Genomic DNA, 22,089 nt, shown 5'->3' with positions numbered 1-22,089 from the left:
CGGTTCGGCGCCATTGTGGCAGGCCGCCCGTCCCGGTCCGGGGCGGGCGGGGCGATCAGTCGAGGAAGGGGTCCAGGCCCCACTCGGGGAAGGCGCCGCGGCGGGCCGCCTGGACCGCCCGGTCGAGGTCGTCCTCGGGGTCGTAGCCACCCGCCCAGTCGCGCACCGCGAGCGGGCGGCCGTCGCCGAAGGTGAGGATGCCGGGCTCCGGGGAGAGGCCGCTCTCCTCGCGGGCGCGAGCGGCGGCCTCGAGGAACTCGGCGGGCAGCGGGGCCTCCGCCGGGATCGCCTCGCCGGTCGCGACCGCCACGAGGTGCGCCCAGGAGCGGGGCACGACGTCGATCACGGCGTAGCCGCCGCCGCCGAGGGAGAGCCAGCGGCCCTCGCAGACCTCGTCGGCCATCTCCCGCAGCAGCAGCATGACCTCCCTCTGCGCCTCGAGCGTCACGCCGAGATCCGCGAGCGGGTCCGAGCGGTGGGTGTCCGCGCCATGCTGGGTGACGAGGAGGTCCGGGCGGATCGCGCGGGCGAGCGCCGGGACGACCGCGCGGATCGCGCGCACCCAGCCGTCGGCGTCGGTGCGGGGCGGCAGCGGCACGTTGATCGCGGAGCCGAGGGCGCCCGCACCGCCCGTGTCCTGCACGAACCCGGTGCCGGGGAACAGCCGCTCCCCCGTCTCGTGGATCGACAGGGTGATCGCGGCGGGCTCGTCCCACAGCGCGCGCTCCACACCGTCCCCGTGGTGGACGTCGACGTCGACGTAGAGCACGCGACGGGCCCCGCGGTCCAGCGCATGGAGCACGGCGAGCGCGGCGTCGTTGTAGACGCAGAAGCCGGAGGCGGCGCCGGGCTTCGCGTGGTGCATCCCGCCGGCGACGTGCACGGCGCGGCGCACCTGACCGTCGAGGATCGCGTCGACCGCGGCGATCGCCCCGCCCGCGATCCGTGCGGAGGCGGTGTGCATGCCGGGGAAGGACGGGACGTCGTCACCGCCGATCCCGAAGCGCAGCAGGTCCTCCCACTCGGCGCCGGGCTCCGAGGCGCGGCGCACGGCCGCGAGGTACTCCGGTTCGTGGACGCGCAGCAGCTGCTCGTCGGTCGCGACGGGAGCGGGCAGGGTGACCACTCCGGGACGGTCCAGCAGCCCGGTCGCCGCGGCGAGGGTGCGGGTCAGCTCGAGCCGGATCGGGGACATCGGGTGGTACGGGCCGAAGTCGTAGTCGCGCAGCGCGTCGTCCCACACCACCCCGGTCGCCATCGCTCCGTCATGCATGCCTCGAAGCCTACCGAGGTCAGCGCACTGCTCGACGTAGACTCCCCCGCGTCGGGCGCCGCCGGGGCGCACGGGACAGTGCACAGGGAAGGGGCGTGACATGGGACGAGGCCGTTCCCGTGCCGTGAAGGCCCCGCCCGGGACGCTCGCCCCGACCCCGCTGCACAGCGGCTGGCGCGCCACCCTGCGCGGCCTCACGAAGCCCACCCCCGCCCGGCTCGCGCTCGGCGCCTTCACGGGCCTCATCGCGATCGTCACCGTGCTGCTGATGATGCCCTTCGCGACGGCCGACGGCACCACGACCCCCTTCGTCGACGCCCTGTTCACCGCGATCTCCGCGATCTGCGTGACGGGCCTGTCCACCGTGGACACGGGTGCGCACTGGTCCGACGGCGGGCTCACCGTGATCATGGTCGCCGTGAAGCTGGGCGGCATGGGCATGCTGACCCTCGCCTCGCTGCTCACGCTCTCCGTGGCCCGCAGCATCGGCCTCGCGCAGCGGATCGGCACGGCGACGGAGACCCGCTCGGAGTCCATCGCCGAGGTGGGCGGGGTGCTGCGCACGATCGTCATCACCTCGACGAGCTTCGAGGTGCTCACCTTCATCGCGCTGACGCCCTACATGATCATCACCGACCACCCGTTCTGGCGCTCGGTGTTCCTCGGCATGTTCTACGCGATCAGCGCCTTCAACAACGCGGGCTTCGTGCCGGAGGCGGAGGGCGTCACCCAGTACGCGAGCGATCCGCTGTTCCTCGTGCCGATCGGCCTCGCGGTGCTCGTGGGCTCCCTCGGCTTCCCCGTGATCCTCGTGGTCGTGAAGAAGTGGCGCCGCCCGCGCCGCTGGTCCGTGCACGTGAAGCTGACCCTCGCCACCTCGGGACTGCTGCTCGCCGTCGCCTGGCTCGGCTACCTCGTCATGGAGTGGTCCAACGAGATGACGCTCGGGCCGCTCGGGATCGGCGAGAAGCTGCTGGCGTCGGGGTTCACGGCGATCATGCCGCGCTCGGGCGGCTTCGCGATCCTCGACGTGGGCCACCTGACCGGGGAGTCGCGCCTGCTCACGGACGTGCTCATGTTCATCGGCGGCGGCTCCGGCTCGACCGCGGGCGGCATCCGGGTGACGACCTTCGCGCTGCTCGTGCTGTCGATCTGGGCGGAGATGCGCGGCAACAAGGACGTCGAGGTGTTCCAGCGCCGCATCCCGCAGGAGACGATCCGCCAGGCGATCGGCGTGCTCGTCATGGGTTCCGCGGTCGTCCTCGCGGGCACCTTCGCGCTGCTGCGGCTGACCTCGTTCACGCTGGACCAGTCGCTGTTCGAGGTGCTCTCCGCCTTCGGCACCGTGGGCCTCAGCTACGGGATCACCGACGAGCTCTCCACGGGGGCGAAGCTCGTGCTCGCCGCGTGCATGTACATCGGCCGTGTGGGTCCCGTGACCCTCGGTGCGGCGCTCGCGCTGCGCTCGCGCACCCGAATGGTGCGCTTCCCCTCCGAACGTCCTATCGTCGGCTGACGGGCAGCCTCCCGATAGTCCGCCCCGATCCACCCATCCCCCAGGAGGAATCCCGTGCCCCGATCCCGTGCGGAAGCCAGCGGCGTGCTGGTGATCGGCCTGGGCCGCTTCGGCGCCGCGCTCGCCCTCACCCTCGAGCGGCTGGGCACCCGCGTGCTCGCCATGGACACCGACGCGGACCTCGTCCAGGCGCATGCCGCTCAGCTCACCCATGTGGTGCAGGCCGACGCCACGCAGGCGGAGGCCCTCGCGGAGGTCGGCGCGAGCGACTTCAAGGTCGCCGTGGTGGGGGTGGGCTCCTCGATCGAGTCGAGCGTGCTCATCACGGCGAACCTCGTGGACCTGGGCGGCCCCGTGATCTGGGCGAAGGCGATCTCCACCGCGCACGGGAAGATCCTGCGCCGCATCGGCGCCCATCACGTGGTGTTCCCGGAGGCGGATGCGGGCAGCCGCGTCGCCCACCTGGTCAACGGCCGGCTCATGGACTTCATCGAGTTCGACGACGACTTCGCGATCGTGAAGATGCGGCCGCCGCGCTCGATCCACGGCCTCTCCCTCACCGAGGCGGACATCCGCCGCACCTACGGCGTGACCGTGGTGGGTGTGAAGTCCCCCGGCAAGGAGTTCCGGTACGCGAGCCCTGACACGGTCGTCGAGGCGCACGACGTGGTGATCGTCGCGGGCGAGACGACGAAGATCGACCGCTTCACGCACCAGGCGAAGTAGCACCGATCGGCCCCGCCGCCCCGGCCCGAGGAGGAGCGGGGCGACGGGGCCGGGTCTCGATTTTGCAGGGAGGCGGGATCAGTTCCCGGTCATGGCGCGGGAGCGGTCCGCGGCGGCCTGCATGGCGCTCGCGATCGACCCGCGCACGCCCTGCCGCTCGAACTCGGCGAGGGCCTCGGCGGTGGTGCCGCCGGGGCTCGTGACGGCGTTCTTCGCGACGGCCGCGTGGACGCCGGTCTCCGTGAGCACGGTCGCGGCCCCGCGGACGGTCTGCTGGACGAGCTGCGCGGCGAGGTCGCGCTTGAGGCCCTGGCGCACGGCCTCGTCGGTCATCGACTCGAGCAGCGCGTAGACGACGGCGACGAGCGAGCCGGCGGCGCCGATGAAGGCGTGCACCTGGTCCTCGGTGATCGTCACGGCCACACCGGCGCGGGAGAAGAGCTCCTCGACGAGGCCGTACTGCTCGTCGGTGACGCTCGTTCCGCGCATGAGGCCGACGGCGCCCTCGCCCACGGCGATCGGCGTGGAGGGCATGGAGCGGACGACGGGGCGGCCGGCGGGCAGCGCGCCCTCCATCGCCTCGAGGGTCACGCCGGCGGCGAGGGACAGCACGACGGCCTGCACGGGCAGCTCGTCGGCGATCTCGCCGAGCAGGTCGATCACCTGGTAGGGCTTCACGCCGAGCACGACGAGGTCCGCACCGGCGAGCGCCTCGGAGCGGCTCGCGGCGGCGGTGACGCCGAGCTCGCCGGCGGCGCGCTCGCTGCTCCCGGGGGTGGAGTTCGCGACGTGGACGTTCTCCCCGCGGGCGCCGGCGGCGAGGAAGGTGCGCACGACGGGGCCGCCCATGTTCCCGGCGCCGATCACGGCGACGCGGGCGGTCGAGGGGGCGGGGACGGTGGTTGCGCTGGAAGTCATGCCGACCAGCGTAACGACCCGCTCAGGCGCCGGTCCCCCAGTGCGGGGGCCGGTCCCGGGCGAGGCGGGAGTCGTTGGACTCGTCGGCGCCGGGCTCGGGGGCGTCCTCGCGGACGCGGTCCGGGAGCACCTTGGGCTCCTCGCCGCGCGCCGCGGCCCCGGCGGGACCGGCGTGGTCCTCCGAGTCCTCCCAGGGGATCGGGCGGCCCGTCAGCGAGGAGATGACGACGCGGCCGCTCACTGGCGCTCCTGGTAGCGGCGGATCGCGCTCGAGACGGAGACGTCCAGCAGCACCGAGCGGCTCTCGAAGCCGAGGAAGCTGCGCACCTCGGTCGCGAGGTGCTCCTCGAGGCGGGCGCGGCCGTCGGAGCAGATGTACTCCACGACCTCGTCGAAGTCCTCGCTCGAGTAGAAGCTCAGGGGGTGGCCGGCGGGGATCTGCGGGCGCGGCAGGCGGTGGCGGATGGTACCCACGCCCGTCGGGGAGTCGGTGCTCTCCTCGGCCTGCACGATGCGCAGCGCGCGCTCGGTGGCACGGCGGATCCGCTCGGCTTCGCCGTCGGGATCGATGAACAGCGCCCAGGACCAGACCCGCTCGGTCGCCCAGCCCGCGGCCTCGAGGCGCTCGGCCCGCAGGCGGTCGCGCTCGCGCTGGCTCGCGGTCTCGACGTACCGGGCGCCGTCGGTGTCCACCGCGAGCAGCAGCCGGCCGGGGAGGTCGGGGTGCCCGAGGGCCAGCTCGATCCGGTCCGGGGTGGGGCCGAACTCGCGCTCGACCTGCAGGCCCATCCGCCAGAGGCGGTCGGCGAGGTCGCGCACGAGGGCGTCGGTCTCGAGCTCGCGCGGCGCGGTGGGCGCGGCCGCGGGCTCGTCGGCCGGCTCCGCGACGGGCTCGTCGGCCGGGTCGGCGGGGTCGGCGGGATCTGCGGGCTCCGCGTCGGCAGGATCGCCGGAGGGATCGACGGCGTCGGCCTCGGCGGCCTCGGCCTGCGCGCCCTCGGGGGCGTCCTCCGCCGCCGGGGCGGTCTCCTCGACGGGCTCGTCGGCGCCGTCCTCGACGACGGCCTCGGCGGCCTCGTCCGCGGAGGACTTCCGCGCGAGAGCCGCCTCGATCGCGGCGTCCATGTCCTCCTCGGACAGGTCCGCGGCCGGGACCTCGGCGTCGTCCGACGGGGCGGCGGGTGTGCGGGGCTCCTCCGTGGGCGCCGGTGCGGGGCTCGGCGCGAGGGGCGCCGGCACGGGCTCCGTGCTCCCGGCGAGAGCGGAGACGTGCGGGACGACCGGCACGTCCTGGCCGCCGCGCAGCACCCACAGCATCGCGCGCAGGTCCTCGGCGCCCTCGGTGCGCAGCCGCGCCGGATCGAGATCCTCGACGTCGATCGCGGAGACGACGGTGGTGCGGCCGCGGGCCCGGGTGATCACCGTGGCGAGGGCCTTGCGGCCGCCCGCCTCGGAGAGCGGCCCGAAGCGGTGCAGCAGGCGGCCGTGCGGGGTCTTGCCGAAGCCCACCGAGACGATGACGTCGTCGCGGACGATGCTGCTGGCCTGCGCGGCGGGCAGCACGGTGAAGTACTCCGTCGCGCCCGGGTCGAAGTAGGAGCGCAGCGCGGGGACCACGGAGACAGTGCTCATGATCCGCTCCATGAGCCGGCGCGCGTGCTCGGGCGTGAAGGTGAGCACCGCGAGGGAGCGCTCGGAGCGGGAGCGGGCGTGCTCGATGACGAGGTCGGTGACCTTGCGCAGCTCCGCCTCGGTGGACTCCACGTACTCCATGGACTCGGTGACGGGGCCGCGGCCGTTCTCGACGCGCACCAGGCGGTCGTCCTCCGGCGGGATCGGGCTCGGCACGGCGACGGTGCCCGCGCCGAGCGCGCGGCGGCGGGCGAAGGCGCGCAGTCCCTCGCGGGCCGGCTGCGGGTCCCGGGCGAGCTCGACGTGCGGGGCGATGCGGAGCATGTCGTCGAGCAGGCTCGGCTCGGAGTCGCCGCCGTACTCGAGCGGGTCGCCGACGACCACGGTGCGGGTGCCGCGCACGATCGAGGGGAGCGCCGCCGCGGTGGGCAGGCGCCCGCCGTCCGCGACGATGACCACGTCGAAGTGGCGGCCGCGCGGGATGACCTGCGGGACCAGGTAGGGCGAGGCGAGCCAGGCCGGTCGGGCGCGGAAGAGGATGTCCTCGTACTTCGCGGCGAGGTCGCGCACGGAGACGGTCGAGGCGCGGGCGAGCTCGGCGATCGCCGCCCGGGAGGTGTCCGGGTAGGACTTCATGGTCTCGACGCGCACCTCGTCCGCCGCGGCGTGCACGCGCGCGCCGGCGCCGGCGAGGTGCTCCGCGTCGAGCCGGCGGAAGCGCTCGGCGACCTGGGAGAGGGAGGTGCCGTCGTACTCGGAGATCGTGGGCTCGGCGCCCGCGATCAGCTCGAGGACGCTGCGCCACCACGCGAGCTCGAGCTCGGCGCCCACCTGGGCGGCGGGCACGCGACGCCGGCGGAGGTCCTCGACGAGCTCGCCCAGGCCGTCGAACTCGAGGCGGCGCAGCAGCTCGGTGCGGCGCGGCAGCGGCACGAGGTCCGCGCGGTCCGCGTCGAGCGCGTCCATGCGCTCCCCGAGGACGGTGAAGGACGTGGTCTGCAGGGACGCACCGGCGGGCATGCCGGCGAGCAGCACGCCGAGCTCGTCGAGCACCTTCTGGGTGCGGGCGGTGAGCGTGCGGACGTCCTCGAGGCCGGAGGGCACGGTGGGCGTGGAGCCGCTCCCGGCCGCGGCGCGGCGCCAGTCCTCGCGCACGCGGCGCGCCTTCTGGAGCTCGCCGTGCAGGTCCGGGGAGAGGGTCGCGGGGCGCTGGAGGGCGGCGGCCTCGCGGCGCAGCCGGCGTCGGACGCCCCAGCCCATGGTCACGCCGTGCTCGGCGCGCCAGGACTTGTCCCCCGTGGCCGCGACGAGGTCGGCGAGCTCGGCGCCGAAGACGGCGCCCTGGAAGGTGTCGAGGCGCTCGGCGACGCGGTCGAGCAGGGCGATCCGCTCGACGAGCGCGGCGGCGGAGTCCGCGGGCTCGAGACCGATCTCGACGCCCGTGTCCACGGAGGCCTTTTGCAGCGCGGGGAGGAGCTCCCCGCGCAGGAGGTCCACGAGCTCGGCGGCCCGCTGCGCCTGGGTGTCGGTGCTGATGGGGGCGCCGTACCAGGCGGTCTCCTCGGGGCCGGTGCTGAGCAGTCCCACCTCGGAGGCCTCGCGCAGGGCGTCCGCGTAGCGCTCGCGGTCCGCGCCGATCATCTGCTGGGCGACGTCCGCCCGCAGGCGCACGACGGTGCGCGGCGCGGGGCGACGGCGGGTGAGCGCGGCGAGGGCGGAGATCGCGTCGTGCGCGGAGGCCTGCCAGGGCTCCTGCACCCGGTGCATCGCCTCGACGTGGCCGGTGAGGATCTCGCGGGTGCGCTCGAGCTCCTCGGTGTCCGCGTCCTCGGGACCGAGCACGTGGCTGCCGGCGCGGCGCAGGCTGCGCAGCAGCGCGGCGGAGGCGTTGCGCTGCAGGGACGGGTCCGGGGAGAGGTCGAAGACGAGCTCGTCGATCCCGCGGCGGCGGGCGATCTCGACGAGCTGGGCGAGGTTGCGACGGCGCTGGGAGACGACGAGCACGCTCTTGCCGCGCGCGCCGAGCTCCTCGACGAGGTCGACGACGAGGTCCAGGGTGCCGGCGCCCGGGCCGGCCGCGACGGCGAGGTCCTGGCCGGCGAGGACCCGCTCGACGACGCGCTGGTGGTCGAGGTCCACGGCGGCGACGAGCTCGCGCTCGTCGAGGGCGGGGACCTCCGCGTCGCGCGCCTCGCGCAGGGTGCGGGCGGCCTCGGCGTCCCCGGCGAGGGCCGCGACGAGGTCGGAGGAGGTCCAGTCGGCGGGGTCGGTACTCAGGTCGGTGGCGACGGAGCCGGCGGCGTCCATGAGGTTGCCGACCACGAGGGCGTGGCTGATCCGGAAGCCGGGCAGCGGCTGGCCGAGCGCCCGGAACGCGTCGAGCACCGGAGTGGGGTCGAAGCCGTGGGTGGAGTCGGTGGTCGCGAGCAGCGAGCGGGCGTCGATCGCGACGCCCGCGTCCCGCAGGGCGCGCAGCAGCACGGGGTTCAGATCCGCGGTCGCGTCGATCTCGAGCTCGACGTCCTCGCGGGCGTTGCCGCGCAGGCGCAGGGTCAGGGGGCGCACGAGGACGGGCGCGTGGATCGGCGCGGAGCCGTCCTCCGGGTTCCAGGTGGCCTCGCCGATGCCGAGATGGCAGGTGGTCAGGCCCACCTCCTCCGCGTGGCGCTCGGCGATCTCGCGGATCGAGCGGGCGTGGGCGCGGGCGTCGGCCAGCGCGCCCACCTCGCGCACGAGGGAGGAGAGGCGCGTGGGCCCGCGGCCCGCGAGGAGCTGCGCGAGGCCCGAGGGATGGGAGTGCGAGAGGTCCAGGACGGTCGCCCCGGCGCGCATCTGCGTGAGGAAGGACGGGGCGGTGCGCCCGCCGGTGATCCGGTGGGTCCAGCGGTCCAGGGCGTCCGCGACGAGGTCCTCACGGCTGAGCGGGCGGTGCTCGCGCGGCGCGGTGAGCTGGTCGTCCTCGCTCTGCTCCGGGGCGATGCCGGCGCCGACGCTGCCGGCGGCGTCCAGGCGGTGCTGCACGACGATGCCCACGCCGTCCTGCGCGGATCGCGGAGCGGGCGCGGCGGAGGGGCTGCCGGGGCTCACGGGACCACCGGGGCGTGAGGACGCCGGGCGGTCCCCCGCCGACTGCTCCTGCTGCCCGTCCTGCTGCCGACCGCGGGCGCGATCGGCGAGGGCGGACAGGGCCTGATCACCCTCCGCCGGGGATGCCGTGACCTCGGAACGCTTCTTCCCGCGCAGGAAACTCCACATGGTCGCTCACGCTACCGGGAGCAGGGCTCCCGCACGTGCAGGCGTGCCGCGCGCGGACGCCCGGACGCGGGCGGGCTCACACCTCGTGCAGGCGCACCGAGGTCTCCTGGAGGTGCGCCCGGAGCTCCTCAGGGACGGGGCCCGCGATGACGAGGTCGGTGAGGGCGGAGACGGGGCAGATCCCGGCGAGCGCACGGTGACCGACCTTGTCCGCCGTCGCGAGGCCGACGACCCTCCTCGCGTGCCCGATCATCGTCCGGGTGACCCCGGCCTCGGCGTCGGAGTTGCAGGTGAGACCCGCAGGGACGTCGAGGCCGACGGTCCCCACGAACATCATGTCCAGCCACAGGTCCCGCATCGTCGCGGTCGCGAGCGGGCCGGTGAGCTCGAAGGAGTAGGGCTCCGCGACGCCGCCGAGGACGACCGTGCGCACCGAGGGCCGCAGCACGGTCTCGAGGGCGATGTTCAGCGCGGCGCAGACGACGGTGAGCCCAGGGACGCCGTCCTTGGAGTCGAGGTCGGGGCGGGCGACGATCCGCCGCGCGGTCGACGTGGTGGAGCGGCCGCCGTTCACTCCGATGATCTGGCCGGGCGTCACGAGCGTCGCGGCGGCCGCGGCGACGCGCTCGCGATCGGCGCCGTCCTGGTCGGTGGAGCGCGGAGAGGCGGCGAGGGAGTAGGCGACGTCCACGGCGACGATCCCGCCGTGGGTGCGCCGCGCGAGCTGCGCGCGCTCCATCTCGACGAAGTCGCGGCGCACCGTGGACTCGCTGATCCCGAGATCCGCGGCGACCTCGGAGACGCTGAGCCGCCGCTCCTGGGCGAGGAGGGAGAGCACGTGGTCCCAGCGGGCGGACTTGTGCATCCCGGAGGCGGGGTGGGGGGAGTCGGGCGCAGCGGCACTGGGGGTGCCGGCGACGGCCGGGGAGTCGGGACTGCTCGCATTCACGCAGTCAGTATTGCGCGGACCGCCCATCCCACGTGCCCGCCCGCTCAGATTCGGTCACTCCAGCGTCATTTTTCTGATCACGTTTGTGTCACAGGAGGGACGGGCCTACGTTGGGTTCTGTCGCCCCGGCTGGGGCGAGTACAGCGACGAAAGGATGTCTCACCATGGGTTTCGATGACGCGCTGAACAAGGCCAAGGACGTCGCCGGAGAGAACTCCGAGCAGGTCGAGCAGGGCATCGACGGTGCCAGCGATCAGATCAAGGAGCGCACTCCGGATCAGGTCGACGGCGGGGTCGATCAGGCGGGCGACGCCGCTCGCGATCACCTCGGCCTCGGCGGCGACGAGAACAAGTGAGTCCCGCGCCCTCGCGGCGCGCGTGACCGCAGGAACCCCCGGCACCCAAGGGTGCCGGGGGTTCCGTCATGTGCGGGCCCGCGCCACGGATCTCTCGTCCCGCACCGCGGCGCTGAGCGCGCTCGCTCCCTGCGCCGCGGGGCCGGGGTCACCTCTTCCGGCGCAGCGCGGCGACGGCCCCGCCGGCGACGGCGAGCACGGCCACGACGATGACGACGATCAGGACCACGGGGGCCCCGCCCTCGGAGTCCTCGGTCTGCGCGGCGGGAGCGGTGGTCTCCGCGGGAGCGCTCGTCGCGCCGCCCGCGTCGCTCGCCGGGGCGGAGGTCCGCCCGCCGGCGTCGGACGGCGCGCCGGCGGCACCCTGCTCGACCGTGAAGGACTGGGTTCCCTCGATGGGGTGGCCGTCGGAGGAGACCACGCGCCAGCGCACCTCGTAGTCGCCCGCGGCGAGCGGCTCGTCGAGCGCCGCGGTGACGGTGGACCCGTCGACCTCCGGATCGAGCTCGGCGACCACCTCGCCGCCCTCCCCCGTGATCCGCACGACGGGGCTCACGTCGAGGACGTCCGCCGAGTAGTCCAGCGTGACCTGCTCGGGCGAGGTCTCGAGGGTCGCGCCGTCCTCGGGATCGGAGGAGACGAGCGAGTCGTGCGCGGAGGCCGGCGCCGCGGTGAGCAGCAGCAGGAGGGCCGCGGCGACGAGCGCCGCGAGCGGGGCGAGCCGGAGCAGGAGCGGCGACGCCGCGTGCGGGCGCGCGAGGTGCACAGGAGTGGTCATACCCGGCAGGCTACGTCCGGCCTCTACCCACCCGGGGTCCAGGACCTCGGCGGGGTGTCGCGGGCCTCACAGCGGGGCCCGCGCGGCCTCACAGGGCGGAGTCGCCCGCGCCGTGCTCGAGCACGGGGAGCGCTCGACGCGCCTGCGCGATCTCCTCGAGGTCGATCTCGGCGAGGAGCATGCCCTCCTCACGGCCCAGGCGCGAGCGGACCTGCCCGAGCGGACCGATGACGGCGCTCTCGCCGATCCCGCGCGGAGCCCGGCCCGCGCACGCCGCCGGCGGGGCCTGGTCCGCGGCGAGCAGCACGCAGGTCGCGTCGAGAGCGCGGGCGCGCAGCAGGACCTGCAGCTGATCGCTCTTCCCTGGCCCGTCCCCCCAGGCGAGCGGCAGCACGACCGCCTGGGCGCCGCGTCTGGCGAGCGCCTGGAACTGCGCCGGGAAGCGCACGTCGTAGCAGGTCGCGAGGCCGATGCGCACGCCGTCGACCTCGATCACGACGAGCTCCTCCCCCGGCGCGACGGTCTCCGACTCCCGCGACCCGTAGGCGTCGTAGAGGTGGATCTTGCGGTACTCCGCGCTGACGCCGCCCCCGCGCACCAGGAGGGTGTTGTGCACACGGGTGCCGTCCGCCGGGGAGAAGGAGCCGGCGATGATCGTCAGCCCGTGCTGCTCGCCGAGCGCCTCGAGGAGGGCGGCGAAGCGCTCGTGGTGGGCCTCGGCGGCCGCGCGGAGGTCCGTGCCGAAGGGGGTGAGCGTCGCCTCGGGCAGCACGAGCACCCGCGCCCCCTCCCCCGCGGCGCGCTCGGCGGCACGGCGCACGGTCTCGAGGTTCGCGTCGACGTCCTCGGAGACCTCGATCTGGGCGAGGGCGATGCGGGGCCCGGCGGCGCGCTCCGCGGCGGCGACGTCCTCCGGGGTGTCGAGGTCCGCGGCCTCGGCGCCCGTCGCGGGGACCAGCTCGAGCTGCTCGGGCGCGAGCTGGGCGTACACCGCGCGCAGGGCGAGGTCCTGCCAGCCGGTGCCGGGCCGCTCGACGGCGGCGAGCGCCTGGCGCAGCAGGGCGAGCGGCCAGGCGGCGGTGAGGAACTGGGCGGTGCCGTCCTCCCGGGCGAGCGCCGCGACCCGGCCCAGCGCCGCCCGATCCAGCAGGGCGTGGAGCGTCTCCGTGCGCAGCAGCGGCATGTCCCCGCCGAGCACGAGCACCCGCGCCGTGTCGCCGAGATCCCCGAGCTCCGCGACGCCGCGCGCGAGGGCTGCGGCGGGGCCGGCGAGCTCGGGCTCCTCCCGCACGAACCGTGCTCCGTGGCGCTCGGCGATGCCGGCGCCGTCCTCCCCCTCGGGGCCGACGACGATCCGTCGCTGCACCGGCGCGCTGCGCAGCACCCGCTCGAGGGTGGGCACGCCACCGACGGGCAGGCGGGTCTTGTCGCGGCCGGCGAGCCGACGCGCGGCGCCGCCCGCGACCACGATCGCGGCGGTGCTCGGCGCAGGGGTGTGAGGGTGGTCCCGGTGTGCGTGCGGCATGCGGCGATCCTGCCACGGCCCGCTACGATGACCGAGGTCCGCGTCACGCCCCGACTTCGGGGCCGGCGCCCACGCCTCCGTAGCTCAGGGGATAGAGCACCGCTCTCCTAAAGCGGGTGTCGGCAGTTCGAATCTGCCCGGGGGCACCATCACGGCCGTACTGCTCCTCCCCGACGGGGCCCACCGGATGACGCCGTCGGCGGCGCGGCGAGGGTGACGCCCAGGAGTCAGGGTCCACCGAGCAGACCGCGAGCGAAGCCGTCGACGATGACGAGCACGCGCGACATCACCACACCCATCGCGGACCTCCCCGCTTTCGACACAGAACCCCCACGAACTGGATGATCGGCGGCGGCATACTCGCCGCATGACCTCCTCCGCCTCGCTCCCCGCCCGCCTCGTCGGCCCGGTCGGAGCGGCAGCCGTGCTGGCCTATGCGGCCTTCGCAGCACTGCAGATCCAGGTGCTCAACCCGCTCGCCACGATGCCCGACCTCACGCTGGAGGAGATCCACGACGTCATCGACGGGAGGGATTCCGAGGACACCATGGGCTGGGGACTGATGACGGTCACCCTCCTCATCGGACCTGTCACCGCGGTGATCGTGGCAATCCTCGGCGTGCGCGGGCGAGTGAGTGCCGGAACCGTCGCGATGATCATGCTCGGCCTGCTCTCGCTCGGCTCACTCGCCTACCTGGTGGCGTCCTTCCCGGCCGGGATGACCCTGGCCGACACCTTCATGGTCGGCGGCGCAGATCACGCTCCATGGGCGACGATCCTGCACAGCGTCAGCGCGGTCTCGCTCTTCGCACTGGCGGGGGCGGTGATCGCCCGAGCGGTGCGCACGTCGATGAGATGAGTGGCGGCGTTCCGTTGCGGCGTCGCCCCCGCAAGACATCCCGGTCCGCGACCGTCTCGAGGACGGGTCATCGAGGGACGTCGGAGCTGCTGCGCGCTCGCGGCGTGGCCGTCGTCGTCGTCGGACAGCCTCGTCCGGTCAGCTGAGAGCCGGCAGGGCCTACCTCACTCCCGGCCTGTCACCTCCCGCACCGCGCGGACGATCCTCGCCCGCGCCTCACGGCCCTCCGGGGTCGGCAGCAGCGGATGGACGTGGATCTGGCCCGGCGCCTCGTGGTGCTCGATCGGCCCCCCTCGCGCCGTGCGCGGCGCACGAACAGCCGCGTGTCGGTGTTCAGCAGGTCCCGCGTGCCGCTGAAGAGCAGCAGCGGGCCCAGTCCTCGGAGGTCGCCGAGGAACGGGTTCAGCACCGGATCCTCGCCGTGCTCGCCGATCCAGCGCTCGGTGAGATCGAGCTGCCCGGCCCTCACGAGCCAGGGGTCGTGGGGCTGCACGGCGTCGATCTCCGGGTCCTGCATCCACAGGTCAAGGGCGGGGGCGATGAGGACGGTGAGATCCGCCGCCCTCCCCCTGTCCCGCAGCAGGAGCGCCGCGGAGAGCGTGATGGTGCCGCCCGCGGTATCGCCGTGCAGCACGAGCGGGCGCGCCGCCTCCTCGGCGAGGCGGGCGACGACGGGGACGACCGTCTCCGCGGTGCCGCCGTGCTGGACCAGCGGGTAGACGGGCAGCAGCACCTCGACCCGCGCCTCGACGGCGAGCTGCTGGGCGAGCCGCGAGTGGGCCGGGGCGGCGGTCGGTCCGCTCGGGCCGGAGGGTCAGCTGCGCGAGGCGGCGCCGCACGTCCTCGCGGGTGCGGTGGTGGCGGTCCGCGCGGCGCACGCGCATGGCGGCCGGCATGAGGCGGGCCGCGAGGCTCAGCCGCGGAGCGCCGGACCCACCGGGCTCCCTCCGGTCACCGCCCACCTAGCCGGCCGGGGCCGGCTCCGGCACCTGCTCGTGCAGCGCACGGGCGAGGCCGGAGAGCTCAGGGATCTCGGCGGCCTCGGCGAGGGCGCTCTCGAGCACCCGGTCATGGGTGGGGTGCGCGGCCTCGAGAAGTGCGCGGCCGGGCGGGGTGAGCTCGGTGTAGATGCCGCGGCGGTCGTCGGTGCAGAGGATGCGCACGAGCAGGCCGCGGTCCTCGAGGCGGGTGACCAGGCGCGTGGTGGCGCTGCTGGAGAGCGCGGCGGCGCGCGCGAGCTGGCGCATGCGCATGTGCCAGCCGTCCTGCCTGCTCAGCGCGTCGAGCACGGTGAACTCGACGACGGAGAGCTGGTGCTCCTTCTGCAGCGCCTGCTCGAGCTCGCCCTCGATGAGCCCGTGGAGCGCGGCGAGCGTGCGCCATCCCCGTGCCCGGATCTCCACGGCGTCGTCCGCGATGCCCATGTGGCCTCCCTTACTCGTACGAACGCACCCAGCATACCCTCCTTGCGCCGATAGCGCGCGTGTGCAACGATCCCGTCCGTCAGATTCCTTTGCGTCTGCAACTACTGCAGACGCGCTTCATCGTCTGGCGCAGGTTATCCCGCGCCGCACACCAGGAGGATCACCCCTCATGCCCCTCGCACTCCTCGCCCTCGCCGCAGGCGGGTTCGGCATCGGACTCACCGAGTTCGTCATCGCCGGCCTCCTGCCCGAGGTCTCCACGAGCCTCGGCGTCTCCGAGGCCACCGCCGGCGGCCTCATCTCCGGCTACGCCCTCGCCGTCGCGGTGGGCGGGATCCTCATGACCGTCGCGCTCTCCCGCGTGGACCGCAAGCGCGCCCTCCTGGCCCTGATGGTCTTCTTCATCGCCGGCAACCTGCTCTCCGCGCTCTCGCCCGACTACGCGACCATGCTCGCCGGCCGCATCATCGCCGCCCTCACCCACGGCGCGTTCTTCGGCATCGGCTCCGTCGTCGCGGCCTCCCTGGTCGCCCCGCAGAAGCAGTCCGGCGCGATCGCGCTCATGTTCGCGGGTCTCACCATCGCCAACGTGCTCGGCGTGCCGCTGGGCACCCTGCTGGGCCAGGCCGCCGGCTGGCGCTCCACCTTCTGGGCCATCACCCTCATCGGGATCCTCGCCCTGATCGGCATCGCGGTCCTCGTGCCGCGCGGCGTCGCCGCCCCGCAGAGGAACGGCGGGAGCATCCTGCGCGAGTTCACGATCTTCCGCTCCGGCCAGGTGTGGGCCTCCATGCTCGTGACCGTGCTCGGCTACGGCGGCATGTTCGGCGCCTTCACCTACATCGCCTTCACCCTCACCGAGGTCTCCGGCTTCGCCTCCTCCTCGGTGCCGTGGCTGCTCGTGCTCTTCGGCGGCGGGCTCTTCATCGGCAACATCCTCGGCGGCCGCGCCGCGGACAAGCACGTGAGCCTCACCCTCGTCGTCGCGCTCTCCGCCCTGACCGCGGTGCTCGTGATCTTCGCGCTCACCGCGCAGAGCAAGCCCGCGACCATCGTCGCGCTCGTGCTCATGGGCGCCCTCGGCTTCGCGACCGTCCCGGCCCTGCAGACGCGGATCATGCGCCACGCGACCGCGGCGCCCACGCTCGGCTCCGGCGCGAACATCGCCGCGTTCAACCTCGGCAACGCCTTCGGCGCCTGGGTGGGCGGCGTGACCATCACCGCGGGCCTCGGCTACACCTCCCCGCTGTGGGCCGGCGCGGCGATCACCCTCGCGGGCCTCGCGATCCTGCTCGTCGCGGATCTCGCCCCCGGCGGCGAGCTGCGCCGACGGGGCGCCGCGGAGGTCACCCCCGCCGCCGAGCCCGCCCTCGCGACCCGGTGACCCCAGCGGCCCCCCCACCCGCTCCCCTCACCTCACCCACCTCCCGTCGGCCGACCCCGGCCGGCACCACCACCCGGAAGGACCCCTCATGACCACCTCCGTCCCCACCGTCCCCCTCCGCGACGGCAGCTCCATCCCGCAGCTCGGCTTCGGCGTCTTCCAGGTCCCGGACGACGAGACCACCGCCGCCGTGGGCCACGCGCTCGAGGCCGGCTACCGCAGCATCGACACGGCCGCCGTGTACGGCAACGAGCGCGGCGTGGGCCGGGCGATCGCCGCCGCGGGCCTCCCCCGCGAGGAGCTCTTCGTCACCACCAAGCTGTGGGTCGCCGACCTCGAGGACCCGCGCTTACCGCCGGCCAGGTGGTGCTGCGCTGGCACCTCCAGCAGGGTCGCGTGGTCATCCCGAAGTCCGTGACCCCGGCCCGGATCGCCCAGAACCTCGACGTGTTCGGCTTCGACCTCTCGCCGGAGGAGCTCACGGCGATCGACGCCCTGGAGCGCGACGGCCGCACCGGCCCCCACCCGGCCGAGTTCAACGGCTGATCCCCTCGACGGCCGACGGGGACGCCCGGCCCATCACCCGCGCGGTGGTGGGCCGGGCGTCCCCCGTTACGCTGTCCGGGACCGTTCGCCCTGAGGAGACCCGTGACCGACCGACCGCGCCGCCCCTTCGACGCCACCTGGCTGCCCTTCGGCATCCTCATCGGCACGATGCTCGGGATCGGCGTGGGGATCGAGGTGCTCGGCAACATCTGGGCCGGCGGCGCGGTGGGCGTGGGCCTGGGCCTCGCGATCGGGATCGCCCTGGGCCTGCGCGGCCGGCGCGGTCCGAGCGCCGAGGAGAGCGAGGACGCGATCATCGACGCGGCCGAGCGCGAGGCCGCCCGCCGGCGGGATCCTCGCAGCGACGACTGAGCGGGGGCGGGAGCGCGGATCGTTCCTCCCGAACGGTCTGTCATGCACATTCCAGGTGTCGTGCCCGAATCTCCGAGGTTCCGGTGCCATGCTGTGGATCACACCGGGTGAACCGGCGATGAACAGCCCCCTGCTTCCCGAGGAGGACTCGATGAAGATCACCGATACGCATGACACCGCAGCCGAGCACTTCGACTACCTGGCGGAGGAGACGGTCGACAGCGACGCCGACCTGATCGCACGCACTGCCGGCAGCTCCCGCCGCTCCGTCTCCGAGGAGCTCCAGGACAGGCGCTCCGCCTGACGGCACGGGGCGGAGCATGCTCCACCCCGTCTCCGCACCACCGCGAGCGGTGGGCGGCCCTTCCCCCTGGGCGGTCCACCGCTCGCGGCTTCTCCCTGCATCCCTGCGCGCGGCAGGGACCGGGCTCAGGCGCCGATGCCCACCTCGGCGCCCGCGGCGGCGGAGCGGTAGCAGGCCTCGAGGACCTCGGCGCGGCGCAGCGCGATCTCCCCGGTGTGCTCGGCGGGATCGCCGTTGCGCACCACCTCGATGAAGTCCGCGACCGCGGCGGCATGGCGGCCGTCGGGGCCGATGGCCGGCTTGACCTCCGCGGGGAGCCCCGCGACCTCGGTCCAGACGGTGAGGTGGTCCCCCTCCGGCGTACCGAAGACGAGCTCCGCGCCGCCCTCAGTGCCGTACAGCGTCACCGAGCAGCGGTCCGAGGGGATCATCTGCGCCCAGCTCGCCTCGAGCAGCACGGTCGCCCCGTCCTCGAGTCGCAGGAAGGCCGTCGCGAGGTCCTCGACCTCGAAGGGGACGCCGTCGGCCACGTCGGAGATGCCGAAGCCGGAGCCGCCGCGCCCGCGCGGGCCGAAGTCCGCGTAGGTGCTCGCGGAGGCCGTGCGCACGGCGGGCTCGCCCAGCAGGTGCAGGGTCATGTCGAGCATGTGCACACCGATGTCCGCGAGGGCGCCGCCGCCGGACTTCTCGGCCTGCGTGAACCAGGTCCCCAGGCCCGGGATGCCCGCGCGGCGCACCCAGCCTGTCTTCGCGTAGTGGATCTCGCCCAGCACGCCGGACTCGATGACCTGGGCGAGGGCGGCGACGTCGCCGCGGCGGCGATGGTTGAAGGACACCTCGAGGATGCGCCCGGTACGGCGGGAGGCCTCGACCATCGAGCGGGCGGCCTCGGCGGACTGCGCCATCGGCTTCTCTGTGAGGACGTGCACACCGGCCTCGAGGGCGGCGATCGCCATGGGCGCGTGGAGGAAGGTGGGCGTGGCGACGGAGACGATGTCGAGATCGGCCTTCTCGAGCATCTCCTGCCAGTCCGGGTAGCGCAGCTCGACGCCGTGCTCGTCGCCGAAGCGGGTGAGCAGATGGTCCTCCATCGCGGAGAGCGCGACGAGATCCACGGTGGGATCGGCGGCGTAGGCGGCGACGTGCTGCTGGCCGGCCCAGCCCAGGCCGATCACGCCGGCGCGGAGTCGTCGCGGGGCGGAGGTGGCGGGGGTGGCGGGGGTGGCGGTGGTCATCGGGAGGTCCCTTCGTCGGTGGAGGCGCCCGGCAACCCTAGTGGCTGCGGGGCCCCCGCGCCGTGGCGGGTCGGTGCCCGGGACCGCCGCCCCGGCGACGGCGCTCGCGGTGCACCGTCGACGGGCCGACCGACGGGGCTCCGGCTCAGGCGACGGGGACGAAGTCCTGCTCGGCGAAGTCCGCGACCTCGGTGGCCCAGCGGGAGGCGACGAAGCCGCGGTGGTCGGGGTGGGCGTCGTAGACGTCATAGGCGGCCTGGTCCGCGAAGGTCATGGCGAACTGGAAGCGGAAGGGGCTCTTGGTGCTCACCTGGCGGGAGACGGTGAAGTCCTGCACGCCGGGGATCGCGGAGAGCAGGGCGGGCCCGGCGGTGAGGAAGTCGCGCTCCTCGGCGGAGCCCTCGGCGTGGACGAGCGTGAAGGAGACGGTATGGCGGATCATGGAGGCACCGTAGCCGCCTGCCGTCCCCACGCTTGGCACGAGCCATATCGTGGGCGGTCCGCCCCGGAGGAGCACGACATGACCGCGACCGACGACCCCGCCCGGACCGTCCCCGCCCTGCTCGAGGAGCTCGACGGCCTCGCGGACCCGCGGATCCTCGAGGTCAACCGGCGCCACGGCGACGAGCACGCGGTGAACCTCTCCGCCCTGCGCGCCGTCGCGAAGCGCCTGCGCTCGGACCACGAGCTCGCCCTCGCGCTGTGGGCCACCGGTCAGGTGGACGCCCGGCTGCTCGCCCTGCTCATCGCGAAGCCGCGCCTGCTCTCGCCGGAGGAGCTCGATGCGATGCTCCGCGAGGCGGGCACCCCGAAGGTGCAGGACTGGCTGGTCAACTACATGGTCCGCAAGTCCAAGCACACCGAGGAGCTGCGGGGGCGCTGGATGGAGGACCCGGACCCGGTCGTGCAGAGCGCCGGCTGGGCGCTCACCTCCGAGGCCGTCGCGAAGCGCCCCGAGGTGCTCGACCTGCCCGCCCTCCTCGACGACGTCGAGGCGCGGATGGCGACAGCGCCGGAGCGCCTGCAGTGGGCGATGAACCAGACCCTCGCGACGATCGGCATCGAGCATCCGGAGCTGCGCGAGCGCGCCCTCACGATCGGTGAGCGGCTCGGCGTGCTGCGGGACTACCCGACGGCCGTCGGCTGCATCTCGCCCTTCGCCCCGATCTGGATCACGGAGATGGTGGCGCGGCGCGAGGAGGCCTGAGGCCCGTCGGCCACGTCGGCCACCGACTCCGCCCGAGTCACTTCGCGGAGCGCTCCGTGATCGTCAGGTCCAGCGGGAAGTCGACGGGGCTGCCGGGGAACAGCAGCCTTCCCGCGGCGTCCGCGGCGTCGCGGACCGCCTGCGCGGCCTCCTCCGCATGCTCGCGCGGGGCGTGCACGATCACCTCGTCGTGCAGGAAGAACGCCAGGTGGGGACGGTTCCCGAGCGCCGGCCCCGAGGCGGTCGCCGCATGCTCCTCGGGAACAGGGGCGATCCGCGACAGCCGCAGGCGGAGGTCCGCGAGCCACGCGAGGGCCCACTCCGCGGCGGTCCCCTGGACCACGAAGTTGCGGGTGAAGCGGCCCCGGTCACGGCCGGCACGGCGGGCCCGCTCCTCGTCGGCGGTCGTCGCGTCGACCACCCCGCCGCGGGTCTGCACCGCCGCCCACTCCGGGCCCGGCGGCGGAGAGGTGCGCCCGAGCCAGGTGTGCACGGTCCCGCCCCGCTCCCCCGTCGCCGCCGCCTCGTCCACGAGCGCCATCGCGCGGGGGAAGGTGCGCCGCAGCCGCGGGACGAGGCGCCCCGCGTCCCCCGTCGTCGACCCGTAGAGCGCCCCGAGCACGGCGACCTTCGCCTCCGCCCGGGTCGCGACGACCCCGGCCTCGACGATGCCGGAGTAGAGGTCCTTGCCGCGGCCGGCGTCGGCCATCGCCCGGTCTCCCGCCATCGCGGCGAGCACCCGCGGCTCCAGCTGGGAGACGTCCGCTCCCACGAGCATCCAGCCGGGATCGGCGCGCAGCGCGGGCCGCAGCTGCCGCGGGATCTGCAGCGCACCGCCGCCGTTGGACGCCCAGCGCCCGGTGACGACGCCGCCCGGCAGATAGACGGGCCGGTAGCGGCCCTCGTGCACCCATTCGTCGATCCACGCCCACCCGTTCGCCGTGAGCAGCCGCGAGAGCTTCTTGTAGCGCAGCAACGGCTCGATCACCGGGTGGTCGTGCTCGGCGAGCTCCCACTGCGAGGTCGAGGAGACGTCGATCCCCGCGCGGCGCAGCGCCTTCAGCACCCGCGGCGGCGAGTCCAGGGACAGCATCGGATCACCCAGCGCGGTCCGCACCTGAGCGCCCACCTCGACCATGCGGGCCGGCGGCTGGCCGTGCCCGGGCCGGGGGCCCAGCTGCTCGGCGAGGATCCGGTCGTGCTCGACCACGTCCCAGGGCATGCCCGCCGCCTGCAGCTCCGCCGCGACGAGCCCGCCGGCGGACTCCGCCGCGGCGAGCAGGCGCAGCGGTGAGGGATCCGCGGCGGAGGCGATCGCCGCCTGCTGCCGGGCGTGCTCGGCGAGCGTCTGCTCGAGGTCGTGGGGCACGGCGGAGCCCGCCGCGGGGGCGACGTCGAACAGGGTCGCGGCCGGGGGCCGGCCCTCCGCGGGGACGACGGGGCCGGTCTCCCAGGCGGTGGCGGCGCGCAGCGCGGCGCCGTCGGTGACCGCGGCGGCGTGCTGGAGGATCGTGTGGACCAGGCGCAGGTCGTGGCATCGCTCCACGCGCACCCCGGCGGCGAGCAGCCCCGGGTACCAGGTGGCCGTGTCGCTCCACACCCAGCGCGGGGTCCCCGCGGCCTCGTGCCCGGCGACGACCTCCGCCAGCCGCTCCTCGTCGAACTCCTGCCGCGGGCCGTGCTCGCCGTCCCCGCCGATCTCGCACAGCACCACCCGGCCGCCGCCCAGGCGTCCCAGGACGCACGTGGTGGGGCGAGGGGCGGCGGTCATGTGCCGAGGGTACTGCGGGTCCCCGACGCCGCCGGACGGGCGGACCGCTCACGGCCCGA

General features: G+C 74.5%; 20 protein-coding genes, 1 tRNA gene and 1 pseudogene. 10 read left to right on the top strand and 12 right to left on the bottom strand.

Features of this window, described 5'->3' with window-relative positions; genetic code table 11:
- Window positions 1–55: 55 nt before the first annotated feature.
- On the bottom strand, window positions 56–1,273 hold the full coding sequence (locus tag C1N80_RS06765) for an acetoin utilization protein AcuC (protein ID WP_137770080.1): 1,218 nt from the start codon (window positions 1,271–1,273) through the stop codon (window positions 56–58).
- A gap of 100 nt (window positions 1,274–1,373) precedes the next feature.
- Between C1N80_RS06765 and C1N80_RS06760 the strand changes: the two genes are divergently transcribed.
- Together C1N80_RS06760 and C1N80_RS06755 are read left to right on the top strand one after the other, a co-directional pair.
- A complete protein-coding gene (locus tag C1N80_RS06760) occupies window positions 1,374–2,789 on the top strand; it encodes a TrkH family potassium uptake protein (protein WP_137770079.1) in 1,416 nt (471 codons plus the stop codon).
- A gap of 54 nt (window positions 2,790–2,843) precedes the next feature.
- Window positions 2,844–3,515 (top strand): TrkA family potassium uptake protein, encoded by a 672-nt coding sequence (locus tag C1N80_RS06755; RefSeq protein ID WP_137770078.1) that lies wholly within the window; start codon window positions 2,844–2,846, stop codon window positions 3,513–3,515.
- Window positions 3,516–3,593: 78 nt separating this feature from the next.
- Here the strand turns inward: C1N80_RS06755 and proC are convergent, their stop codons facing one another.
- From proC to C1N80_RS06735, 4 genes are all read right to left on the bottom strand, one after another.
- Entirely contained in the window at window positions 3,594–4,433 is an 840-nt protein-coding gene (gene proC / locus C1N80_RS06750; protein WP_137770077.1) for a pyrroline-5-carboxylate reductase, read from the bottom strand.
- A 22-nt stretch (window positions 4,434–4,455) separates the two neighbouring features.
- A complete protein-coding gene (locus tag C1N80_RS06745) occupies window positions 4,456–4,674 on the bottom strand; it encodes a hypothetical protein (RefSeq protein WP_137770076.1) in 219 nt (72 codons plus the stop codon).
- The gene (locus C1N80_RS06740) at window positions 4,671–9,320 is read right to left on the bottom strand and encodes a hypothetical protein (RefSeq protein ID WP_137770075.1); all 4,650 of its coding nucleotides are present in this window, start codon (window positions 9,318–9,320) and stop codon (window positions 4,671–4,673) included. Before C1N80_RS06740 ends, C1N80_RS06745 begins: the two co-directional genes overlap by 4 nt.
- Before the next feature lie 76 nt (window positions 9,321–9,396).
- Window positions 9,397–10,269, bottom strand: a complete 873-nt coding sequence (locus C1N80_RS06735) for a DeoR/GlpR family DNA-binding transcription regulator (protein WP_240811256.1) — start codon at window positions 10,267–10,269, stop codon at window positions 9,397–9,399.
- A 164-nt stretch (window positions 10,270–10,433) separates the two neighbouring features.
- Between C1N80_RS06735 and C1N80_RS06730 the strand changes: the two genes are divergently transcribed.
- The gene (locus tag C1N80_RS06730; RefSeq protein WP_137770074.1) at window positions 10,434–10,625 is read left to right on the top strand and encodes an antitoxin; all 192 of its coding nucleotides are present in this window, start codon (window positions 10,434–10,436) and stop codon (window positions 10,623–10,625) included.
- Window positions 10,626–10,773: 148 nt separating this feature from the next.
- Here C1N80_RS06730 and C1N80_RS06725 read toward each other — a convergent pair whose 3' ends face one another.
- Window positions 10,774–11,403, bottom strand: a complete 630-nt coding sequence (locus C1N80_RS06725; protein ID WP_137770073.1) for a copper resistance CopC family protein — start codon at window positions 11,401–11,403, stop codon at window positions 10,774–10,776.
- 88 nt (window positions 11,404–11,491) lie between these two features.
- The gene (locus C1N80_RS06720; RefSeq protein ID WP_137770072.1) at window positions 11,492–12,928 is read right to left on the bottom strand and encodes a nitrilase-related carbon-nitrogen hydrolase; all 1,437 of its coding nucleotides are present in this window, start codon (window positions 12,926–12,928) and stop codon (window positions 11,492–11,494) included.
- Between the two features lie 73 nt (window positions 12,929–13,001).
- Here C1N80_RS06720 and C1N80_RS06715 point away from each other — a divergent pair.
- Window positions 13,002–13,077 (top strand) — tRNA-Arg (locus C1N80_RS06715).
- A 218-nt stretch (window positions 13,078–13,295) separates the two neighbouring features.
- Entirely contained in the window at window positions 13,296–13,787 is a 492-nt protein-coding gene (locus C1N80_RS06710) for a hypothetical protein (RefSeq protein WP_137770071.1), read from the top strand.
- A gap of 178 nt (window positions 13,788–13,965) precedes the next feature.
- On the opposite strand, the gene C1N80_RS06705 is transcribed toward C1N80_RS06710, so the two are convergent.
- Together C1N80_RS06705 and C1N80_RS06700 are read right to left on the bottom strand one after the other, a co-directional pair.
- Window positions 13,966–14,520: an alpha/beta hydrolase fold domain-containing protein gene (locus C1N80_RS06705; protein ID WP_137770070.1), complete on the bottom strand. Its 555-nt coding sequence runs from the start codon at window positions 14,518–14,520 to the stop codon at window positions 13,966–13,968.
- 229 nt (window positions 14,521–14,749) lie between these two features.
- Window positions 14,750–15,211, bottom strand: a complete 462-nt coding sequence (locus C1N80_RS06700; RefSeq protein ID WP_137770069.1) for a MarR family winged helix-turn-helix transcriptional regulator — start codon at window positions 15,209–15,211, stop codon at window positions 14,750–14,752.
- 169 nt (window positions 15,212–15,380) lie between these two features.
- Here C1N80_RS06700 and C1N80_RS06695 point away from each other — a divergent pair, with 169 nt between their 5' ends.
- The 4 genes and pseudogenes from C1N80_RS06695 (at window position 15,381) to C1N80_RS15490 (ending at window position 17,817) form a co-directional block, all read left to right on the top strand.
- On the top strand, window positions 15,381–16,595 hold the full coding sequence (locus C1N80_RS06695; protein ID WP_137770068.1) for an MFS transporter: 1,215 nt from the start codon (window positions 15,381–15,383) through the stop codon (window positions 16,593–16,595).
- Window positions 16,596–16,683: 88 nt separating this feature from the next.
- Window positions 16,684–17,141, top strand: a pseudogene (locus C1N80_RS06690) (aldo/keto reductase).
- Window positions 17,142–17,243: 102 nt separating this feature from the next.
- On the top strand, window positions 17,244–17,513 hold the full coding sequence (locus C1N80_RS06685) for a hypothetical protein (RefSeq protein WP_205750684.1): 270 nt from the start codon (window positions 17,244–17,246) through the stop codon (window positions 17,511–17,513).
- Window positions 17,514–17,664: 151 nt separating this feature from the next.
- Window positions 17,665–17,817: a hypothetical protein gene (locus C1N80_RS15490; RefSeq protein WP_168198050.1), complete on the top strand. Its 153-nt coding sequence runs from the start codon at window positions 17,665–17,667 to the stop codon at window positions 17,815–17,817.
- Window positions 17,818–17,942: 125 nt separating this feature from the next.
- Here the strand turns inward: C1N80_RS15490 and C1N80_RS06680 are convergent, their stop codons facing one another.
- Window positions 17,943–19,052 (bottom strand): Gfo/Idh/MocA family protein, encoded by a 1,110-nt coding sequence (locus C1N80_RS06680; RefSeq protein ID WP_137770067.1) that lies wholly within the window; start codon window positions 19,050–19,052, stop codon window positions 17,943–17,945.
- Window positions 19,053–19,197: 145 nt separating this feature from the next.
- The gene (locus C1N80_RS06675; RefSeq protein ID WP_137770066.1) at window positions 19,198–19,494 is read right to left on the bottom strand and encodes a Dabb family protein; all 297 of its coding nucleotides are present in this window, start codon (window positions 19,492–19,494) and stop codon (window positions 19,198–19,200) included.
- Between the two features lie 78 nt (window positions 19,495–19,572).
- On the opposite strand from C1N80_RS06675, the gene C1N80_RS06670 reads away from it, so the two are divergent.
- Complete coding sequence (locus C1N80_RS06670; protein WP_137770065.1) at window positions 19,573–20,259, top strand: DNA alkylation repair protein; 687 nt, start codon at window positions 19,573–19,575, stop codon at window positions 20,257–20,259.
- A 37-nt stretch (window positions 20,260–20,296) separates the two neighbouring features.
- Here the strand turns inward: C1N80_RS06670 and C1N80_RS06665 are convergent, their stop codons facing one another.
- On the bottom strand, window positions 20,297–22,030 hold the full coding sequence (locus tag C1N80_RS06665; protein ID WP_137770064.1) for a bifunctional 3'-5' exonuclease/DNA polymerase: 1,734 nt from the start codon (window positions 22,028–22,030) through the stop codon (window positions 20,297–20,299).
- Between the last annotated feature and the right edge of the window lie 59 nt (window positions 22,031–22,089).

This window comes from Brachybacterium sp. SGAir0954, assembly GCF_005490785.1.
GTDB classification, from domain to species: Bacteria; Actinomycetota; Actinomycetes; order Actinomycetales; family Dermabacteraceae; genus Brachybacterium; species Brachybacterium rhamnosum.
Note: the sequence above shows the minus strand (reverse complement) of the source record. Positions and strands in the feature narration are given on the sequence as shown.

Excerpts from the sequence above, each read along its gene's own strand:
- C1N80_RS06700 (WP_137770069.1), bottom strand. The coding sequence starts at position 15,211 with ATGGGCATCGCGGACGACGCCGTGGAGATCCGGGCACGGGGATGGCGC.
- C1N80_RS06670 (WP_137770065.1), top strand. The coding sequence starts at position 19,573 with ATGACCGCGACCGACGACCCCGCCCGGACCGTCCCCGCCCTGCTCGAG.
- C1N80_RS06695 (WP_137770068.1), top strand. The coding sequence starts at position 15,381 with ATGCCCCTCGCACTCCTCGCCCTCGCCGCAGGCGGGTTCGGCATCGGA.
- C1N80_RS06675 (WP_137770066.1), bottom strand. The coding sequence starts at position 19,494 with ATGATCCGCCATACCGTCTCCTTCACGCTCGTCCACGCCGAGGGCTCC.
- C1N80_RS06765 (WP_137770080.1), bottom strand. The coding sequence starts at position 1,273 with ATGCATGACGGAGCGATGGCGACCGGGGTGGTGTGGGACGACGCGCTG.
- C1N80_RS06680 (WP_137770067.1), bottom strand. The coding sequence starts at position 19,052 with ATGACCACCGCCACCCCCGCCACCCCCGCCACCTCCGCCCCGCGACGA.
- proC (WP_137770077.1), bottom strand. The coding sequence starts at position 4,433 with ATGACTTCCAGCGCAACCACCGTCCCCGCCCCCTCGACCGCCCGCGTC.
- C1N80_RS06725 (WP_137770073.1), bottom strand. The coding sequence starts at position 11,403 with ATGACCACTCCTGTGCACCTCGCGCGCCCGCACGCGGCGTCGCCGCTC.
- C1N80_RS06710 (WP_137770071.1), top strand. The coding sequence starts at position 13,296 with ATGACCTCCTCCGCCTCGCTCCCCGCCCGCCTCGTCGGCCCGGTCGGA.
- C1N80_RS06730 (WP_137770074.1), top strand. The coding sequence starts at position 10,434 with ATGGGTTTCGATGACGCGCTGAACAAGGCCAAGGACGTCGCCGGAGAG.
- C1N80_RS06760 (WP_137770079.1), top strand. The coding sequence starts at position 1,374 with ATGGGACGAGGCCGTTCCCGTGCCGTGAAGGCCCCGCCCGGGACGCTC.
- C1N80_RS06720 (WP_137770072.1), bottom strand. The coding sequence starts at position 12,928 with ATGCCGCACGCACACCGGGACCACCCTCACACCCCTGCGCCGAGCACC.
- C1N80_RS06740 (WP_137770075.1), bottom strand. The coding sequence starts at position 9,320 with ATGTGGAGTTTCCTGCGCGGGAAGAAGCGTTCCGAGGTCACGGCATCC.
- C1N80_RS06665 (WP_137770064.1), bottom strand. The coding sequence starts at position 22,030 with ATGACCGCCGCCCCTCGCCCCACCACGTGCGTCCTGGGACGCCTGGGC.
- C1N80_RS15490 (WP_168198050.1), top strand. The coding sequence starts at position 17,665 with ATGAAGATCACCGATACGCATGACACCGCAGCCGAGCACTTCGACTAC.